Below are 16,307 nucleotides of genomic sequence, written 5' to 3' on the forward strand. Positions count from 1 at the left end.
CATCGGGGCCCCGACCTTCTCCTCTAGCTCAGTTTGCTTCGCCTGACAGAATACACGGCATTCATGATACCAGCCCGAAATCGCGTTGCGGCGCGACGAGGACGATGGGCGGCTCGCCGCGGTCGCCCACGTCGGCAAACGGCCACAAATGTAGGGAGAGCGTGAAGACGGGCCCCGCGCGCGGCGGCGGGAGGCTACGCGTCCTTGAGTTCCTTCCCCAGCTCCTCGGCGAGCACGGGCAGCAGCTCGGCGAAGGTTTCGTCGATCGTCTTTTTCTTGAGCTGGCACTCCCAGATCACGTGGACGGTCCAGCCGAGCTCCTCGAGCGCGGCGCGGCTGCGCTCGTCGCGCTCGACGTTGCGCTCGAACTTCACCACCCAGTACTCCACGTTGCGCTTCGGCATGCTGGGCTTGCACCGCGGGCACCGGTGCCAGAAGCACCCGTTCACGAACAGCGCCACCTTCTTGCCCGGCCATGCCACGTCGGGATGGCCGGGCACCTTCCACTGCAGCCGGTAGCCCGTCAGGCCCGCCGCGCGCAGGCGCTGGCGCACGAGCAACTCGGGCTTCGTGTTGCTGCGCTTGTTGCCCATCATCGACTTGCGCACGGCCTCGCTCGACGCGGGCGGCGGCAGCAGCTTGGCGGGCGCGGGCAGCGCCGGGCGCGCAAGGCGGTCCACCAATGCGGGAAACGGCCGGTTTTCAGTGCCGAGGAACACCGTTAGCCAACCGTTACTTTTATGTTGCTTACGAACCATCCCGCGCATGATACCACTGATTTTCCCAGGTAAACTATTCTCTCAGCGAAATAATCATCACAACATTGAGCTTACAGGTTCTTTATTTTCTCAGGGTTTTCCCCGATAATAGGCAGTGCTGTTGTGCGCGTGCGCAAGCACGCACGTACGTTCGGGGCCTCCTGCCCCGATACCGAAATGGAGGGAAACCAATGGAACAGCCTATGAAAGCGTCTTTGTCTCGCCGCACGTTCTTGGCAGGCAGCGCCGTTGCAGCCGCAGCGGCCGGTCTCAGCCTGGCAGGTTGCGGCGGTGGCGGCGACACGACGTCCACCCCGTCGACGGATGCGGGCACGACCGACACCGGCACGGCTGCCCAGGGCGGCACGCTGACCGGCGCGATGGCCTACACGAGCACGAACGTCAACCCGATCGGCAACAGCTCCGCGCTGATGCTGGCCGCCACGTGGCACGTGTTCGAGGGCCTGTACGACCTCGACCTGCACACCTACAAGACCTACAACGCGCTTGCCGCCGGCGAGCCCACGAAGGTCTCCGACACCGAGTACGAGGTCGCCCTGCGCGACGGCGCCAAGTTCTCCGACGGCACCGACGTGACGACCGCCGACGTGGTGAACGCGTTCGAGAAGAACATGGCCGACGCCACCTACGGCGCCTTCCTCGAGTTCATCGACACGGTGTCCGCGAAGGACGACAAGACCGTCTCCTTCACGCTCAAGTACCCCTTCGACAGCCTGCTCAAGGGCCGTCTGAGCGTGGTCAAGGTGTTCCCCGCGACGCTGACCGACGACGACCTGAAGACCAAGCCGATCGGTTCCGGCCCCTGGATGTACGACACCATCAACGGCGACGACGGCGGCGCCATCGAGTTCGTGCCCAACACGAACTACAACGGCAAGTACGCCGCGACCGCCGACAAGATGCACTGGGACATCCTGCTTGACAACACCTCCCGCACCACCGCGCTGCAGGAGGCCACGGTTCAGGTCATGGAGAACGTGCCCGACGCCAACGCCGACCAGCTTCAGGCCGCCGGCGCCTCCGTCGACTACATCCAGGGCTTCAACCAGCCGTTCTTCATGTTCAACACGCTGAAGGAGCCCTTCAACGACAAGCGCGTCCGCCAGGCGTTCTACTACGCCGTCGACGTGGACAAGCTGATCTCCAACGCCATGGCCGGCCATGCCGCCAAGGTCACGGGCTTCCTGCCGGAGAGCCACGAGAACTACCACAAGGCCTCCACGGTGTACACCTACGACCCCGAGAAGGCCAAGAGCCTGCTCGCCGAGGCCGGCGTCACCGATTTGAGCTTCGAGCTGATGACGAACAACAACTGGGTGAAGGATCTGGCCGCAGGCATCAAGAACAACCTGGACGACATCGGCCTGAACTGCACCATCAACGAGACGAAGGTCGACTGGGCGTCCCTGGCCGAGTCGGCTGACGTGCTGCCCTACGACGTCATGCTCACCCCGGGCGACCCGACCTGCTTCGGCAACGACCCCGACCTGCTGATGTCCTGGTGGTACGGCGACAACGTGTGGACCCAGGGCCGCAGCTGCTGGAAGAAGGCCGGCGACGGCAAGTTCGACGAGCTGCAGACGCTCATGCAGCAGGCGCGCGAGGCCACCGGCAACGAGCAGCAGGAGCTGTGGAACAAGTGCTTCGACCTGCTGGCCGAAGAGGTGCCGCTGTACCCGCTGTTCCACCGCGAGCTGGCCACGGGCTATCAGGAGACGCAGATCACCGGCTTCGAGCCCATCGCCACGACGGGCCTCGTGTTCCTCGGCGCCAGCGTGAAGGCGTAAGCGCACGCATCATCTGAGGTAAACGCAACGAGAGGGCTCGCTCCGCAAGGGGCGGGCCCTTGCTTTTGAGAAAGAGGGCCCATGCGATCCATTTCCATCCTCGGCGACTCCATCAGCACGTTCGACGGATGCATCCCGCCCGGCTACCGCGTGTTCTACGAAGGGGACCGCTGCGCGCAGACCGGCGTGCTGACGCCGGCCGACACCTGGTGGTCCCAGGTCGTCGCCCGCTTGGACGGGTGGCTGCTGGCGAACAGCGCCTTCTCGGGCAGCCTCGTGGAAGGGGCGGGCTTCCCCGCGGGGAGCAGCCAGGAGCGCATCGACGCGCTGGCCGCGCACGGCGTGCAGCCCGATGTCGTCATCGCATTCATGGGCATCAACGACTACGGCTGGGGCGGCGCGGCGGCGCAGGCCGCCGGCCGCGGCAACGCCCTGCCCGCAACGCTCGACCTTGACGCCATCGAACCGCACGCCCCCGGATGCGCCTCCCCCGACGCCGTCGCCGGATTCCGCGCCGCATACGACCTGCTGCTCAGCCGCCTCCGCGCCACGTACCCGCAGGCCGAGACGTGGTGCTGCACGCTCTGCCCCGGCCGCGTGGCGGGCGAGGAGCGCCCCACGTTCGCCTGGAACCTGCGCGGCGCGCCGTTTCGCGCCTACAACGAAGCCATCCGCGCGTCCGCGCGCGAGCACGGCTGCCGCGTGGCCGACCTCGAGGCGTTCGGCGTCGACTACGAAGCCGTGGACGGCACCCACCCCAACGCGCGCGGCATGCGCCAGCTGGCTGCGATGATCGCGTCGTGCATCGAAGGCGCCGAACCCGCTGCGCGCACGCTGCCCGCCGACCTCTTCGACGCCTCCCTGCGCTCCGAAGAGCTCTGCCCCGGCGTCGCGTGCGTCGGCTGCGAGCACGCCCGCAGCACGGGAAGCAGCTGGTTTCTCGTGTGCGATCAGGGGAAATCCTGATCTGGAGGAACGCTTGAACCGGCGGCGCAGGATATGGTTCAAGATCGCTCTTATTTCTCTGCATAATCTGCGCAGATCAGATAAAATACGATTGGTTGTCTACACGCTTACCGCGCCTGTGCGCGCGATGCAGGCAGCAGTTGTCAGTGCAAGCGGGCTCTCGGGCCCACGAAGCGAAAGGGGGATACGGTGAGCAACCTGCTACGATTAATCGGACGACGCCTCATAGCGCTGCCGATCATGATCTTCGGTGTCACCATCCTCGTCTTCTTCATCATGGCGCTCTCACCCATCGACCAGGCGTACTCGGTCCTTGGCGAGAACGCCACTGAAGCCCAAGCCGAGCAGTATCGCGAGGAGCACGGATTGAACGATCCGATTCTCGTGCAGTACGGTAACTTCATCGTCGGCCTGGTCCAGGGCGACCTCGGCACCTACGGCGCGAACAACGCCTCGGTGGCCGACCGCATCGGCGAGGCGCTGCCCGTCACCTTGCAGCTGACGTTCTTCGGCCTCATCATCGGCGTGGTGATCGCGGTGATCTTGGGCGTGATCTCGGCCCTGTACCGAGATCGATGGCCCGACCAGATCATCCGCGTGTTCTCCATCGCCTGCATCGCGACGCCCTCGTTCTGGCTGGCGGTGCTCATGATCCTGCTGTTCTCGTCGATGCTGCACCTGCTGCCCGCATCCGGCGCGCTGCCCTCCCTCACCTCCGATCCCGGCGGTTGGCTCGCCCGCATGGCCATGCCGGCCGTCGCGCTGGGCGTCCCCGTGGCAGGCCAGCTCACCCGCGTCATCCGCACGTCCATGGTCGAGGAGCTCGACAAGGACTACGTGCGCACGGCCCTCGGCGCCGGCATCCCGAAGCGCGTCGTGGTGGCCCGCAACGTGCTGCGCAACGCGCTGATCACCCCCGTGACGGTGCTCGGCCTGCGCATCGGCTACCTCATCGGCGGCGCCGTGGTCATCGAGGTCATCTTCAACCTCCCCGGCATGGGCATGGCCATCCTCTCGGGCATCCAGTCCAGCTACACGATGCTCGTGCAGGGCGTCGTGCTGGTGGTGGCCATCACCTTCATCATCATCAACATTATCGTGGATATGCTTTATATCCTGATCGATCCGCGAATCAGGACGGTGTAGCGACATGGTGAAACTTCGAGGAAACCTCACAGAGTCTATGGAATCGAACGCCGGCAACGTGCACTTCCGCCGGTGGAAGGCCATGAGCATCGGATCGCGCATCTCGCTGATCGTGCTCATCCTGATCGTCATGATCGCCGTGCTCGCCAACGTCCTGGCGCCGCACAACCCGCTGGAAATCTTCACCGCCCGCCAGGCGCCCGACGCCCAGTTCCTGTTCGGCACCGACGACAAGGGCCGCGACGTGCTGTCGCGCATGATGTACGGCGCGCGCTACTCGCTCATCATCGGCCTCGGGGCCACGGCCTTCGCGCTCGTGTGCGGCTCCATCATCGGCGCCATCGCCGCGGTGGCCCGCAAGTGGGTGTCGGAAGTCATCATGCGCATCCTGGACGTCATCATGTCCTTCCCCGGCATCGCGCTGGCCGCCACGTTCGTGCTCGTGTTCGGCAACTCGGTGCCCTCGCTCATCTTCGCGATCGGCTTCCTGTACATCCCGCAGATCGCCCGCATCGTGCGCGCCAACGTGGTGAGCGAGTACAACCAGGATTACGTGCGCGCCGTCGTCGTGTCCGGCGCCCGCGCCCCGTGGATTCTCGTGAAGCACGTCATCCGCAACTGCATCGCCCCGGTCATGGTGTTCACCATCGTGCTCGTGGCCGACGCCATCGTGTTCGAGGCCTCCCTGTCGTTCATCTCGGCCGGCATCCCCGAGCCGACGCCGACGTGGGGCAACATCCTCGCCGACGCGCGCGGCGGCGTGCTGGCGGGCCGCTGGTGGCAGGCGCTGTTCCCGGGCCTCGCCATCATGATCACCGTGCTGTGCCTCAACATCCTGTCCGAGGGCATCACCGACGCCATGGCCGCCGCGCCCAAGGCCCCGGTCAAGGCCGCCGACGACGCGCTGGCCGCCAACCGCGAGGCCGACAAGATGGTCGCCGACCCGACGCTGGCCTACGCCGCTCAGGCCGAGATGCTCGAGCAGCGCCTCTCCCAGCTGCAGGCCGTCGAGAAGACGCGCACCGACCGCTTCGAGGCGCGCACCGACGTGCCGCCCATCCTGGAAGTCAAGGACCTCTGCATCAAGTTCCCGCGCCACGGCGACGTGAACGTGGTCGACCACGTGAGCTTCGTGGTGCGCCCGCGCCAGACCATGGGCCTCGTGGGCGAGTCCGGCTGCGGCAAGTCCATCACCTCGCTCACCATCATGGGCCTGCTCGACCCGAAGGCCACCGTCACGGGCGAGGTGCTCTACGACGGGCAGAACCTGCTCGACATGAACCAGAAGCAGATGAACGCCCTGCGCGGCCGCGAGATCGCCATGATCTACCAGGACGCGCTGTCCTCGCTCAACCCGTCCATGCTCATCAAGGCGCAGATGAAGCAGCTCACGAAGCGCGGCGGCACCCGCACGGCCGAGGAGCTGCTGGAGCTCGTGGGCCTCGACCCGAAGCGCACGCTGGACTCCTACCCCCACGAGCTGTCGGGCGGCCAGCGCCAGCGCGTGCTCATCGCCATGGCGCTGACGCGCGACCCGAAGGTCATCATCGCCGACGAGCCCACCACGGCCCTCGACGTGACCGTGCAGAAGCAGGTCATCGACCTCTTGAACAAACTGCAGAAGGAGCTGGGCTTCGCGATGGTGTTCGTGAGCCACGACCTCGCGCTCGTCGCCGAGGTGGCCAACTCCATCACCGTCATGTACGCCGGCCAGGTGGTCGAGCAGGGTCCCGTGTCCGACATCCTGTGCCACCCCGTGCACGAGTACACGCGCGGCCTGCTGGGCTCGGTGCTGTCCATCGAAGCAGGCGGCACGCGCCTGCACCAGGTGCCCGGCAGCGTCCCCAGCCCCAAGGACTTCCCCGAGGGCGACCGCTTCACGCCGCGCTCGAGCCATCCCGACAAGGTCTCGCAGCTGCGTCCGGTGCTCAAGCGCGTCGCTGACACCGATCACTACTTCGCCGAGCTGCCCGACAGCGAGCTCAAGCGCCTCGGCATCAAACCGTACGTCCCAGGAGGTGCCATCATATGAGCGAGCAGGAACGCGTGAACGCGGGCGCCCAGCCCGCAGCGGAGGCGGGCGAGCCCACCCCCATCATCTTCCTCGACGACATCCGCGTGACGTTCAAGACGCGCACGGGCTCCATCCTGCATCCGAACAAGGTGCAGGCCGTGCGCGGCCTCACCCTCAAGCTCATGCCGGGTCAGACGCTCGGCATCGTGGGCGAGTCGGGCTGCGGCAAGTCCACCACGGCCAACGTGATGTGCGGCCTGCAGCAGCCCACGTCGGGCAAGGTGTACTTCAAGGGCCAGGACGTGACGAAGCGCACGGCCGCCGAACGCCGCCTCATCGGCCGCGTGATCTCGGTGGTGTTCCAGGACCCCGCCACGGCGCTGAACGCGCGCATGAGCGTGCACGACCAGCTCATGGACCCGCTCACCGTGCACAAGGTGGGCGACAAGAAGTCGCGCGAGCGCCGCGTGCTCGACCTCATCGAGATGGTGGGCCTGCCGAACTCCGTGCTCGACGCCCTGCCGGGCCAGCTGTCCGGCGGCCAGCGCCAGCGCGTGGCCATCGCCCGCGCCTTGTCGCTGGAGCCCGACGCCATCATCGCCGACGAGCCCACGAGCGCCCTCGACGTGTCGGTGCGTGCGCAGATCTTGAACCTGCTCATGGACCTCAAGCGCGACCTGGGCCTGTCCATGGTGTTCATCAGCCACGACATCCAGACGGTGCGCTACATCTCCGACCAGATCATCGTGATGAACGCCGGCGAGGCCGTGGAGCGCGGCGCGTCGAAGGACGTGTTCGAGCGTCCGCAGCACGACTACACGAAGCTGCTGCTGGGCGCCGCCCCGTCGCTGCTCCACCCCGACTTGGGCAAGTAGCGCCCCACCCGTTTTCATCGCGCCCCCGGTTCCTACACCGGGGGCGCTTTTTATGTGGTGACCTGCCTCATTCGTTGACGCTTGCGCTGAGGGAGTTTACCCTTTTACCGTTTACCGACGAACGAAGAGAGGCTTGTTTCCTATGACTGATTCACCGTTCCGCGGCGTCATTCCCCCGGTCGTCATTCCGTTGACCGAGAAGCGCCAGCTCGACCTCGAGGCGCTCGAGCGCTCCATCAACCGCATGATCGAGGCCGGCGTCGACGGTCTGTTCTTCCTGGGTTCCAGCGGCGAGGTGGCCTTCCTCACCGACGCGCAGCGCTACCACGTGCTGCAGGAGGCCGTCGCCATGGTGAACGGCCGCGTGCCGGTTCTCACGGGCATCATCGACATGGAGACCATGCGCGTGATCGACCAGGCCAAGCGCGCTGCGGGCTTCGGCGTGGACGCCCTCGTCGCCACCGCTCCGTTCTACGCGCTGGGCGGCCCCAAAGAGGTGGAGCGCCACTTCCGCGCCATCCGCGAGTACACCGACCTGCCGCTGTTCGCCTACGACCTGCCCGCCTGCGTGCACACGAAGCTCGATCCCACGATGCTCGTGCGCCTCGGCGAGGACGGCGTGCTGCAGGGCGTGAAGGACTCCTCGGGCGACGACGTGTCGTTCCGCTGGATGTGCCTGCAGAACGAGGACGCCGGCCACCCGCTGCAGCTGCTGACCGGCCACGAGGTGGTCGTCGACGGCGCGTACCTCGGCGGCGCCGACGGCTCGGTGCCGGGCCTCGCGAACATCGACCCGGCAAGCTACGTGGAGCAGTGGCGCGCGGCGCAGGCCGGCGACTGGGAGCGCGTGCGCCAGATCCAGAACCACCTCGCCCGCCTCATGTACGTCACGCGCGAAGTGAAGGCCACCGTGGGCTTCGGCGCCGGCGTGGGCGCGTTCAAGACGGCGCTGTGGCAGATGGGCGTGTTCAACACGAACCAGATGCGCGAGCCCGTGTGCGCGCTCGAGGGCGAGGACGTGGACCATATCGTCGAGGTGCTGAAGGGCGCGGGCCTGCTCGAGGCCGACGCTCAGACGCGTCAGTCCACCTGGTGCGCCTGCCCCACCGTCGGGCAGCCGAAGTAAGGAGGCTCCGTGACCGCTGACACCACCGCACAGCTGATCGAGGCGCGCGACTGGCTCCGCCAGGAGCTCGACGCCTGCGTCGCCTTCTGGCTCGAGCACGGCATGGACGAGGAAAACGGAGGCGTGTACACCTGCCTCGACCGCACCGGCCAGATCTACTCCACCGACAAGAGCGTGTGGATGCAGGGCCGCTGCGCTTGGACGTTCTCGCACCTGTGCCGCTTGTACGGCGAGAAGCCGGAATGGATGGTGGCCGCCAAGAGCTGCCTCGACTTCCTGGAAGACCACTGCATCAACCGCGAGGCAGGCGACCGCCTGTACTTCACGGTGACCGCCGAAGGGCGCCCGCTGCGTCAGAGGCGCTACTGCTTCTCCGAGGGCTTCTACGCCATCGCCAACGCCGAGTACTACGGCTTGACGGGCGAGGACGCGTACCTCGAACGGGCGCGCCGTGCGTACCGCATGATCTACGACCTCAACAACGGCCTGATCGAGGATCCGACGGGCCTCGGCCCCAAGACCATCCCCGAAACGCGGTCGGGCCGCGCGCTGGGCGACCCGATGATCTTCCTGAACATCATCGGCATCATGCGCCGCGTGGACCCCGCGAACACCGAGGAGTACAACCGCCACGCCAAGGAGTGCACCGACCGCATCGTGAACGAGCACTACCGTCCCGAGCTGGGCTGCACGCTGGAAAGCGTCAACCTCGACGGCGAGCCGGAGCTGTGGTACACCGCCGGGCGCGTGGTCAATCCCGGCCATGACATCGAGTGCAGCTGGTTCATGATGGACGAGGCGAACTTCCGCGGCGACGAGGAGCTGCACCGCAGCGCCGAGCAGATATTCCGCCTGGCCATCGAAGCCGGCTGGGACGAGGAGTACGGCGGACTGCTGTACTTCATCGATGCCAAAGGCCTGCCGACCGAGGCGTACGAGCACGACATGAAGCTGTGGTGGCCCCACAACGAGATCATGATCGCCGCGTCGAAGGCGTACCGCGACACCGGCGACGAGTACTACCTGGACTGGCTTTTGAAGACGATGGACTACTGCAAGCAGCATTTCGCCGACCCCGAGTACGGCGAATGGTACGGCTACCTGCGCCGCGACGGCCTGCCCACCATGCCGCCCACCAAGGGTTCCACGTTCAAAGGGCCCTTCCACGTCCCCCGCGCGCTGTCCATGACCGAGCGCGTGCTGACCGAGCTGATAGGAGACTAACGCCATGAACTACCTGGGTATCGATTACGACATCAAGAACGTTCCCGTCCTCGACGACGGGTTCATCCCCTTCGGCGTGTGGATGCGCGCCTACCTCGAGGACGCGCACACGCCCATCGCCGTGGCCGTCGAGCGCGAGGACGGGTTGATCTCCGTGCGCAAGAGCTTCATCCGCGGCGGCGAGTTCGCCGAGGCCGACCTGCGCTACGTGGAGCGCCTCGTGAAGTTCGAGCTGTGGAGCATCGGCGGCTTCCGCGTCTACCTCTGCGGCTGCGACGACATCGCGGCGAAGCTGGCGGCCGCCTATGCGCCCGACGGCGCGCGCGCGTTCGACTACGGCTTCGTGGGCGACGTGTACGAGAAGCCGCTCGAGGTCATCGCCTGCTCCGAGGCCGACTTCCCCGCCGCCAACGAGGCCGCCAAGAAGATCGGCGGCCACATGGAGGGCTGCCGCATCGGCTTCGACGCGGGCGGCTCGGATCGCAAGGTGTCGGCCGTCATCGACGGCGAATCGGTGTACTCCGAAGAGGTCGTGTGGTTCCCGAAAGTCACCGAAGATCCGGAGTACCACTTCAACGAGATCGTGACGGCGTTCAAGACCGCCGCATCCAAGATGCCGCGCGTCGACGCCATCGGCGTGTCGTCCGCCGGCACGTTCGTGGGCAACAGCCCCATGGTGGCCTCCCTGTTCATCAAGGTGCCGCGCGAGCGCCGCGACGAGGTCAAGAGCATCTACGACCGCGCCGGCAAGGAGATCGGCGACGTGCCCCTGGTGGTGGCCAACGACGGCGACGTCACCGCGCTCGCCGGCTTCATGAGCACGGGCTCGGGCGACATCCTCGGCATCGCCATGGGCACCTCCGAGGCCGTAGGCTACGTCAACGACGAGGGCAACGTGCTGGGCTGGATCAACGAGCTGGCGTTCGCGCCGGTCGATCTGTCGCCCGAGGCCATGCAGGACGAGTGGTCCGGCGACTTCGGCGTGGGCTGCAAGTACTTCAGCCAGGACGCGGTCATCAAGCTGGCGCCCGCCGCCGGCATCGAGCTCGACCCGACGCTCTCCCCCGCCGAGAAGCTCAAGGTGGTGCAGGGCCTGGCCGACGAGGGCCATGCCGGCGCGCTCGACATCTTCCGCTCCATCGGCGTGTACCTGGCGCACACGCTCGTGCTGTACAGCGCGTTCTACGAGATCAAGACGCTCTTGGTGCTGGGCCGCGTGGCTTCTGGCGTGGGCGGCGACCTCGTGATCAGCGAGTGCAACCGCGTGCTGGCCGAAGAGCATCCCGAGCTGGACGCGCAGATCAACGTCACGCTGCCCGACGAGATGATGCGCCGCGTGGGCCAGTCCGTGGCCGCCGCGAGCCTGCCGGCCGTGCTCTAAGCCGCAATCCGGCACAACGCTCCATCGACACGAGCCGCTGCGCGCCCCGCGCGGCGGCTCTTTTCGTTTTCCGTCCGCACGACGGCAACGCCGACAAAAGCCCCTGCGGAACCCGCGCCCCCTCCAACTCCTAGGAATACGGTATACTTCTATGCGAAGCTTGCCGCGCCGTGCAAGAGCCCGCAAACGAGGAGAGCGCTCGTGCAACCCCTGTTGTTGTATATCGAAGTGAACCTACTATGCGTGCTCATCCTGCTGTTGCTGGCCATCAAAGCGACCAAGAGCAACGAATCGCGCGACACGCAGACCTGGTTCGTTGCGGTGCTCTGCGCGGGCATCGCCGCCTTCTCGCTCGACATCGTTTGGACCTTCGTGATGACCGATGCGCTCGACGTGGGATTCCTCGGCAGCTTCCTCATCAACGCATCCTATTACTTCCTCGCCACCGTCGCCAGCTACTGCTGGTTCGTTTACTCCGAACGCGTGCAGCGCTCGCGCTTCGCCCGCACGCGCCGGGGTCTGCTGATCTGCGCGATTCCGCTGATGATCTCGTTCGCACTCATCGTGTCGTCCGCCGCGACCGGTTGGGTGCTGTCCATCGACGAGACCGGCGCCTACGAGCGGGGAGACGGGTACTACGTGCAGTTCGCCATCGTGTACGGCTACGGCGCGGTCACGGCCGTCCACGCGGTGCTCAACGCGTTCAAGAAGGAGAACTTCGCGCTGCGTTCCCAGTATCTGACGCTCACCTACTTCGCGATATTCCCCCTGCTGTTCATCAGCCTGCAGGCCGCCTTGCCCGGCGTGCCGCTCACCTGCGTCGGCATGACGTTCTCGCTGCTATGGGTGTACCTCAACATGCAGGAGCAGAACATCTCGCTCGACCCGCTCACGCAGCTCAACAACCGGACGCATCTGGCGAAGTACGTGGCCCAGAAGATGAGGCATCGCGACGCGGAGCGCACGCTTTGCCTGTTCATCATCGACGTCGACCGCTTCAAGCAGATCAACGACACCTACGGGCACGTGGAGGGAGACCGAGCGCTCCAACGCGTCGCCGACGCCATGCGGCGCCTCAGCGCGAAGGAGCCGGCTTTCCTCTCGCGCTACGGCGGAGACGAGTTCATCATCGTGAAAGACGCCCCGGGCACCTGCGACGCCGTCGCGGCGAGCGCGCTTCTCAACGCGGAGCTCGCCCAGCTCAACGAGGAGGCGGGGGCACCTTACGAGATGCGCGTCAGCGTCGGCGGCGCTCGCTACGAAAGCGGCATCCGCACGCTGCAGGATTTCATCCGCGCCGCAGACAGGGAGCTGTACGAGGCCAAGGCGAAGCGTTCGATGGAAGATCGCGCGCGCTAGCCCACGTGGGCGTCGGCGGTCACGCGCGCTTCGGGATCGTGGAGCACCGCGCGGTCGAGGTTGCCGGTGACGTGCGAGGCGGTGATGCCCGCCACCATGGAGTCGCTCACGTTGAGCGCGGTGCGGCCCATGTCGATGAGCGGCTCGACCGATGCGAGGACGGCCACCACCTCGATGGGCAGCCCCATCGTCCCCAGCACGATGAGCGAGGCGAACGTCGCGCCGCCGCCCACGCCGGCCACGCCGAACGAGCTGATGGCCACCACGACGATGAGCGGCACGAAGAACGTCGGCGACAGCACGTCGATGCCCACCGTGGGCGCCACGATGGTGGCGAGCATCGCCGGGTACACGCCCGCGCACCCGTTCTGGCCGATGGACATGCCGAAGCTGGCCGCGAGGTTCGCCGACGCGCCGTCCACGCCGAGGGCCCGATGCTGCGTCTCGATGTTGAGCGGCAGCGCGCCCGCGCTCGAACGCGACACGAACGCGAAGCTCAGCACGGGGAACGCCTTCTTGAAGTACGTCACCGGGTTCACGCGGTTCGCCAGCAGGATGAGGCAGTGCACGCCCAGCACCGCCAGCAGCGCGCCGTACGACACGAGCACGAACTTCCCCAGCCCGAGGATGGCGTGGTAGTCGCTCGTGGCCATCACCTTCGCGATGAGCGCGAGGATGCCGTAGGGCGTGAGCCCCAGCACCATGGCCACCACGCGCATGACGATGCCGTACAGGCTGTCGACGAGGCGCTTGAAGAAGTCGGCCTGCTCGCCGTCCTTGTCGCGCAGCTTGAGGTACGCAACCCCGAGGATGGCCGAGAAGATGACGACCGCGATGGTGGACGTGGAGCGCATGCCCGCGAGGTCGGCGAAGGGGTTCGTGGGGATGAACGAGAGGATCTCCTGCGGCAGCGTGAGGTCGCTCACCTGCCCTTGCTGGGAGGCGAGCGACGACAGCTCCGCGGCATCGGGCGTCGCGCCGTCGAGGAAGCCCGCGTTCGTGAGCCCCGTGAGCACCGTGGCGCCCCAGCCCACGATGGCGGCGATGGTCACCGTGCCCAGCAGCACGGCCAGCACCGCGGCGGCGATGCGCCCGAAGTGCTCGGTAACCTCCGCGCGCGTGAACGCGCCGAGGATGGCCACGAACACGAGCGGCATGACGAGCATCTTGAGCAGGCCGATGTAGCCCTGCCCCACGATGGATATCCAGTCGAGCGCCGTCGTGACGGCCTCGCCGTCGCGGCCGAGCAGCAGCTGGATTCCCAGGCCCAGCACGATGCCCAGGCCGAGGGCGGTGAACACCCGCACCGTGAAGCTCAGGCCCTTCGAGCGCATGATCTTGAGCACGACGAGCAGCGCGACGAATACCGCCAGGACGCCGACGGTCGGTAGCGCGACATCCATCGACATAGGCTTGCCTCTCCTTCTGCTTCAACGTAAAAGGAGAGTATAGGATGCAAGCGAACCCCGCCGCCCGAATGCCGCCAACGCGAAGGAAGAGCGTCACCGAACGGTAGGGTTCCGAGCTCCCCCGTGCGCCTTACCTATGCGCGGCGGGACAACCTGCGGAATGCGTGGGTTGCGCCCGCCGCGCAATCCACTCCTCCCGCAGAGTTCGCGGGCGCAAAGGAGAAGGGAGGCTCCTCGACGGGCAGGGGGTCGCTCCCCCCCCCTCGCCTACTTCAGCAGGTTGCCTCGCAGGATGACGTGCTTCACCTCGAGGTTCTCGTCGAGCACCACCGCATCGGCGATCTTGCCCTCCTCGATGGTGCCGCGATCGGCGTCGATGCCGATCGCGCGCGCCGGGTTCGCGGTGGCGGCCTTGACGGCGCTTGCCAGCGGGACGTCCGCCTCGCGCACCGCCCACTTCACGCACGAGGCCAGATCGGTGGCCGATCCGGCGATCGTCCCGTCCGCCAGCGTGGCCAGGTTGCCGCGCACGATGACGTTCTGACCGCCCAGGTCGTACTCCCCGTCCTCCAAACCGGTGGCGCGCATGGAGTCGCTGATGAGGATCATGCGGTCGTCACCGAACAGCTTGAACGCCATCCGCACCATGGCGGGGTGGATGTGGACGCCGTCGGCGATCAGCTCGGCGGTCACGTCGTCGCGCTCGAACGCGGCGGGGATGGGGCCCGGCTTGCGGTGATGCAGCGAGGGCATGGCGTTGTACGTATGCGTGAGCTGGCGCGCGCCGTGCTCGAACGCTTCGCGGGCGCAGTCGTAGTCGGCCGTGGTGTGCGCGATCGACACGCGCATCTCCCCCGCCATCTCGTCGATGAACGCGAGCGCGCCCTCTTCCTCCGGTGCGATGTCCACGAGCTTCACGAGGCCGCCCGCCGCCTGCTGCACCCGGCGCATCATGCCCGCATCGGGAACCTGCACGTACGCGGGGTTCTGCGCGCCGATCTTGTCGGGCGAGATGAACGGCCCCTCCATGTTGACGCCCACGAGCGCCGCCTCGTCCGCAGCCTCCTCGTGCGCGGCGGCGGTGCTCACGATGGCGATGAGCACGTCCTCGGGGTACGTCATCGTGGCGGGGCAGATGGCGGTCACGCCGCGGCTCGCCTCGTAGCGGGCGATAGCGGCGAGGCCCTCGTCGGTGCCGTCGCACAGATCGGCTCCCACGCAGCCGTGGAAGTGCACGTCGACGAACCCGGGGATCACGTAGCATCCCGCGGCATCGACGACTTCGCCGTCGGCCGGGGCCGCTTCCGCTCCTGCGAACCGGTCGCCGCGCACGGCCACGTCGCGCGTCTCGAAGCCCTCGCCGTTGAACACGCTTCCGTTCTTTATGAGCATACACGCTCCTTCCATGATTGCCTCACAGGCGCTGACGGCATCGCGCAGCGCGTTACTTGCACAGCGCGCCCGCCGCCGGATCGACGATGACGGTGGCGTCGGGGTGGAACTGCAGGATGGACGCCGGAACCTCGGGCGTCACGGGGCCGAAGAACGCCTGCTTCACGATCTCCGCCTTGTGGGAGCCCTCCACCACCACGAGCACGCTGCGCGCGGCCATGATGGTGCCGATGCCCATCGTGTACGCCTGGCGCGGCACGTCCTCGACGCGGTCGAACAAGCGGCTGTTCGCCTGGATGGTGCTCTCGGTGAGGTCGACGCAATGCGTGGCCTTCGGGAACGTGTCCTCGGGCTCGTTGAATCCGATGTGCCCGTTCGGCCCGAGGCCGAGCAGCTGCAGGTCGATGCCGCCCGCTTCCTCGATGGCCTGCTCGTAGGCCGCGCACACGGCCTCGGCGTCGGGGTTCGAGCCCTCGGGAACGTGCGTGCGCGCCTGGTCGATGTCCACGTGGTCGAACAGGTGCTTCTTCATGAAGTAGCGGTAGCTCTGATCGTGCTCGGGATCGAGGCCGCGGTACTCGTCCAGGTTGAACGTGGTGACGTCGGCGAAGCTGATCTTGCCCTGCGCGCAATCGTCAACGAGGCAGGCGTACAGGCCGATGGGCGTCGTGCCCGTGGCCAAGCCCAGCACGCACGCGGGATCGGCCTCGACGAACGATGCGATGCGGTCGGCCGCCCGGCGGCTCATATCCTCGGTGCTGTCGGCGATGATGAATTCCATAGAACCTCTCTTCTCTCGGATCGAACGGATGGAAATGCGCATGCGGATACGGATGCGATGCGAACGCG

13 protein-coding genes are annotated in these 16,307 nt (G+C 66.7%); 9 read left to right on the forward strand and 4 right to left on the reverse strand.

Annotated features, from left to right (window positions below):
* Positions 1-194: 194 nt before the first annotated feature.
* Positions 195-680, reverse strand: a complete 486-nt coding sequence (locus tag H8S61_RS11725) for a very short patch repair endonuclease (RefSeq protein WP_366458396.1) — start codon at positions 678-680, stop codon at positions 195-197.
* A gap of 269 nt (positions 681-949) precedes the next feature.
* Here H8S61_RS11725 and H8S61_RS11730 point away from each other — a divergent pair, with 269 nt between their 5' ends.
* The 9 genes from H8S61_RS11730 to H8S61_RS11770 all read left to right on the forward strand — a co-directional run bounded on the left by H8S61_RS11730 (position 950) and on the right by H8S61_RS11770 (position 12,657).
* Positions 950-2,566: an ABC transporter substrate-binding protein gene (locus H8S61_RS11730; protein WP_160942751.1), complete on the forward strand. Its 1,617-nt coding sequence runs from the start codon at positions 950-952 to the stop codon at positions 2,564-2,566.
* Between the two features lie 81 nt (positions 2,567-2,647).
* Positions 2,648-3,532 carry an SGNH/GDSL hydrolase family protein gene (locus H8S61_RS11735; RefSeq protein ID WP_186939117.1) on the forward strand — a complete coding sequence of 295 codons (885 nt, stop codon included), beginning with the start codon at positions 2,648-2,650 and terminating at the stop codon, positions 3,530-3,532.
* Between the two features lie 189 nt (positions 3,533-3,721).
* Positions 3,722-4,678, forward strand: a complete 957-nt coding sequence (locus H8S61_RS11740) for an ABC transporter permease (RefSeq protein WP_160942749.1) — start codon at positions 3,722-3,724, stop codon at positions 4,676-4,678.
* 4 nt (positions 4,679-4,682) lie between these two features.
* Positions 4,683-6,710, forward strand: a complete 2,028-nt coding sequence (locus H8S61_RS11745; protein WP_160942748.1) for a dipeptide/oligopeptide/nickel ABC transporter permease/ATP-binding protein — start codon at positions 4,683-4,685, stop codon at positions 6,708-6,710.
* Entirely contained in the window at positions 6,707-7,567 is an 861-nt protein-coding gene (locus H8S61_RS11750; RefSeq protein ID WP_186939118.1) for an ABC transporter ATP-binding protein, read from the forward strand. The genes H8S61_RS11745 and H8S61_RS11750 overlap by 4 nt, the downstream gene beginning before the upstream one ends.
* Positions 7,568-7,709: 142 nt before the next feature.
* Positions 7,710-8,693: a dihydrodipicolinate synthase family protein gene (locus H8S61_RS11755; protein WP_186939119.1), complete on the forward strand. Its 984-nt coding sequence runs from the start codon at positions 7,710-7,712 to the stop codon at positions 8,691-8,693.
* A gap of 9 nt (positions 8,694-8,702) precedes the next feature.
* Complete coding sequence (locus tag H8S61_RS11760; protein ID WP_186939120.1) at positions 8,703-9,917, forward strand: AGE family epimerase/isomerase; 1,215 nt, start codon at positions 8,703-8,705, stop codon at positions 9,915-9,917.
* Between the two features lie 4 nt (positions 9,918-9,921).
* A complete protein-coding gene (locus H8S61_RS11765) occupies positions 9,922-11,298 on the forward strand; it encodes an ROK family protein (protein WP_154333799.1) in 1,377 nt (458 codons plus the stop codon).
* Between the two features lie 201 nt (positions 11,299-11,499).
* Positions 11,500-12,657, forward strand: coding sequence for a GGDEF domain-containing protein (locus H8S61_RS11770; RefSeq protein ID WP_186939121.1), 1,158 nt, complete (start codon positions 11,500-11,502; stop codon positions 12,655-12,657).
* Here the strand turns inward: H8S61_RS11770 and H8S61_RS11775 are convergent.
* The 3 genes from H8S61_RS11775 to nagB all read right to left on the reverse strand — a co-directional run bounded on the left by H8S61_RS11775 (position 12,654) and on the right by nagB (position 16,239).
* Positions 12,654-14,066, reverse strand: a complete 1,413-nt coding sequence (locus H8S61_RS11775) for an L-cystine transporter (protein ID WP_186939122.1) — start codon at positions 14,064-14,066, stop codon at positions 12,654-12,656. The two genes, H8S61_RS11770 and H8S61_RS11775, sit on opposite strands and share 4 nt — an antisense overlap.
* Positions 14,067-14,333: 267 nt before the next feature.
* Positions 14,334-15,458, reverse strand: a complete 1,125-nt coding sequence (nagA, locus tag H8S61_RS11780; protein ID WP_186939123.1) for an N-acetylglucosamine-6-phosphate deacetylase — start codon at positions 15,456-15,458, stop codon at positions 14,334-14,336.
* Between the two features lie 52 nt (positions 15,459-15,510).
* Positions 15,511-16,239: a glucosamine-6-phosphate deaminase gene (gene nagB / locus H8S61_RS11785; RefSeq protein ID WP_160942742.1), complete on the reverse strand. Its 729-nt coding sequence runs from the start codon at positions 16,237-16,239 to the stop codon at positions 15,511-15,513.
* Between the last annotated feature and the right edge of the window lie 68 nt (positions 16,240-16,307).

It is taken from the genome of Eggerthella hominis (assembly GCF_014287365.1).
GTDB lineage: Bacteria > Actinomycetota > Coriobacteriia > Coriobacteriales > Eggerthellaceae > Eggerthella > Eggerthella guodeyinii.

Excerpts from the sequence above, each read along its gene's own strand:
- H8S61_RS11735 (WP_186939117.1), top strand. The coding sequence starts at position 2,648 with ATGCGATCCATTTCCATCCTCGGCGACTCCATCAGCACGTTCGACGGA.
- H8S61_RS11755 (WP_186939119.1), top strand. The coding sequence starts at position 7,710 with ATGACTGATTCACCGTTCCGCGGCGTCATTCCCCCGGTCGTCATTCCG.
- H8S61_RS11775 (WP_186939122.1), bottom strand. The coding sequence starts at position 14,066 with ATGTCGATGGATGTCGCGCTACCGACCGTCGGCGTCCTGGCGGTATTC.
- nagA (WP_186939123.1), bottom strand. The coding sequence starts at position 15,458 with ATGCTCATAAAGAACGGAAGCGTGTTCAACGGCGAGGGCTTCGAGACG.
- H8S61_RS11745 (WP_160942748.1), top strand. The coding sequence starts at position 4,683 with ATGGTGAAACTTCGAGGAAACCTCACAGAGTCTATGGAATCGAACGCC.
- H8S61_RS11765 (WP_154333799.1), top strand. The coding sequence starts at position 9,922 with ATGAACTACCTGGGTATCGATTACGACATCAAGAACGTTCCCGTCCTC.
- H8S61_RS11730 (WP_160942751.1), top strand. The coding sequence starts at position 950 with ATGGAACAGCCTATGAAAGCGTCTTTGTCTCGCCGCACGTTCTTGGCA.
- H8S61_RS11750 (WP_186939118.1), top strand. The coding sequence starts at position 6,707 with ATGAGCGAGCAGGAACGCGTGAACGCGGGCGCCCAGCCCGCAGCGGAG.
- nagB (WP_160942742.1), bottom strand. The coding sequence starts at position 16,239 with ATGGAATTCATCATCGCCGACAGCACCGAGGATATGAGCCGCCGGGCG.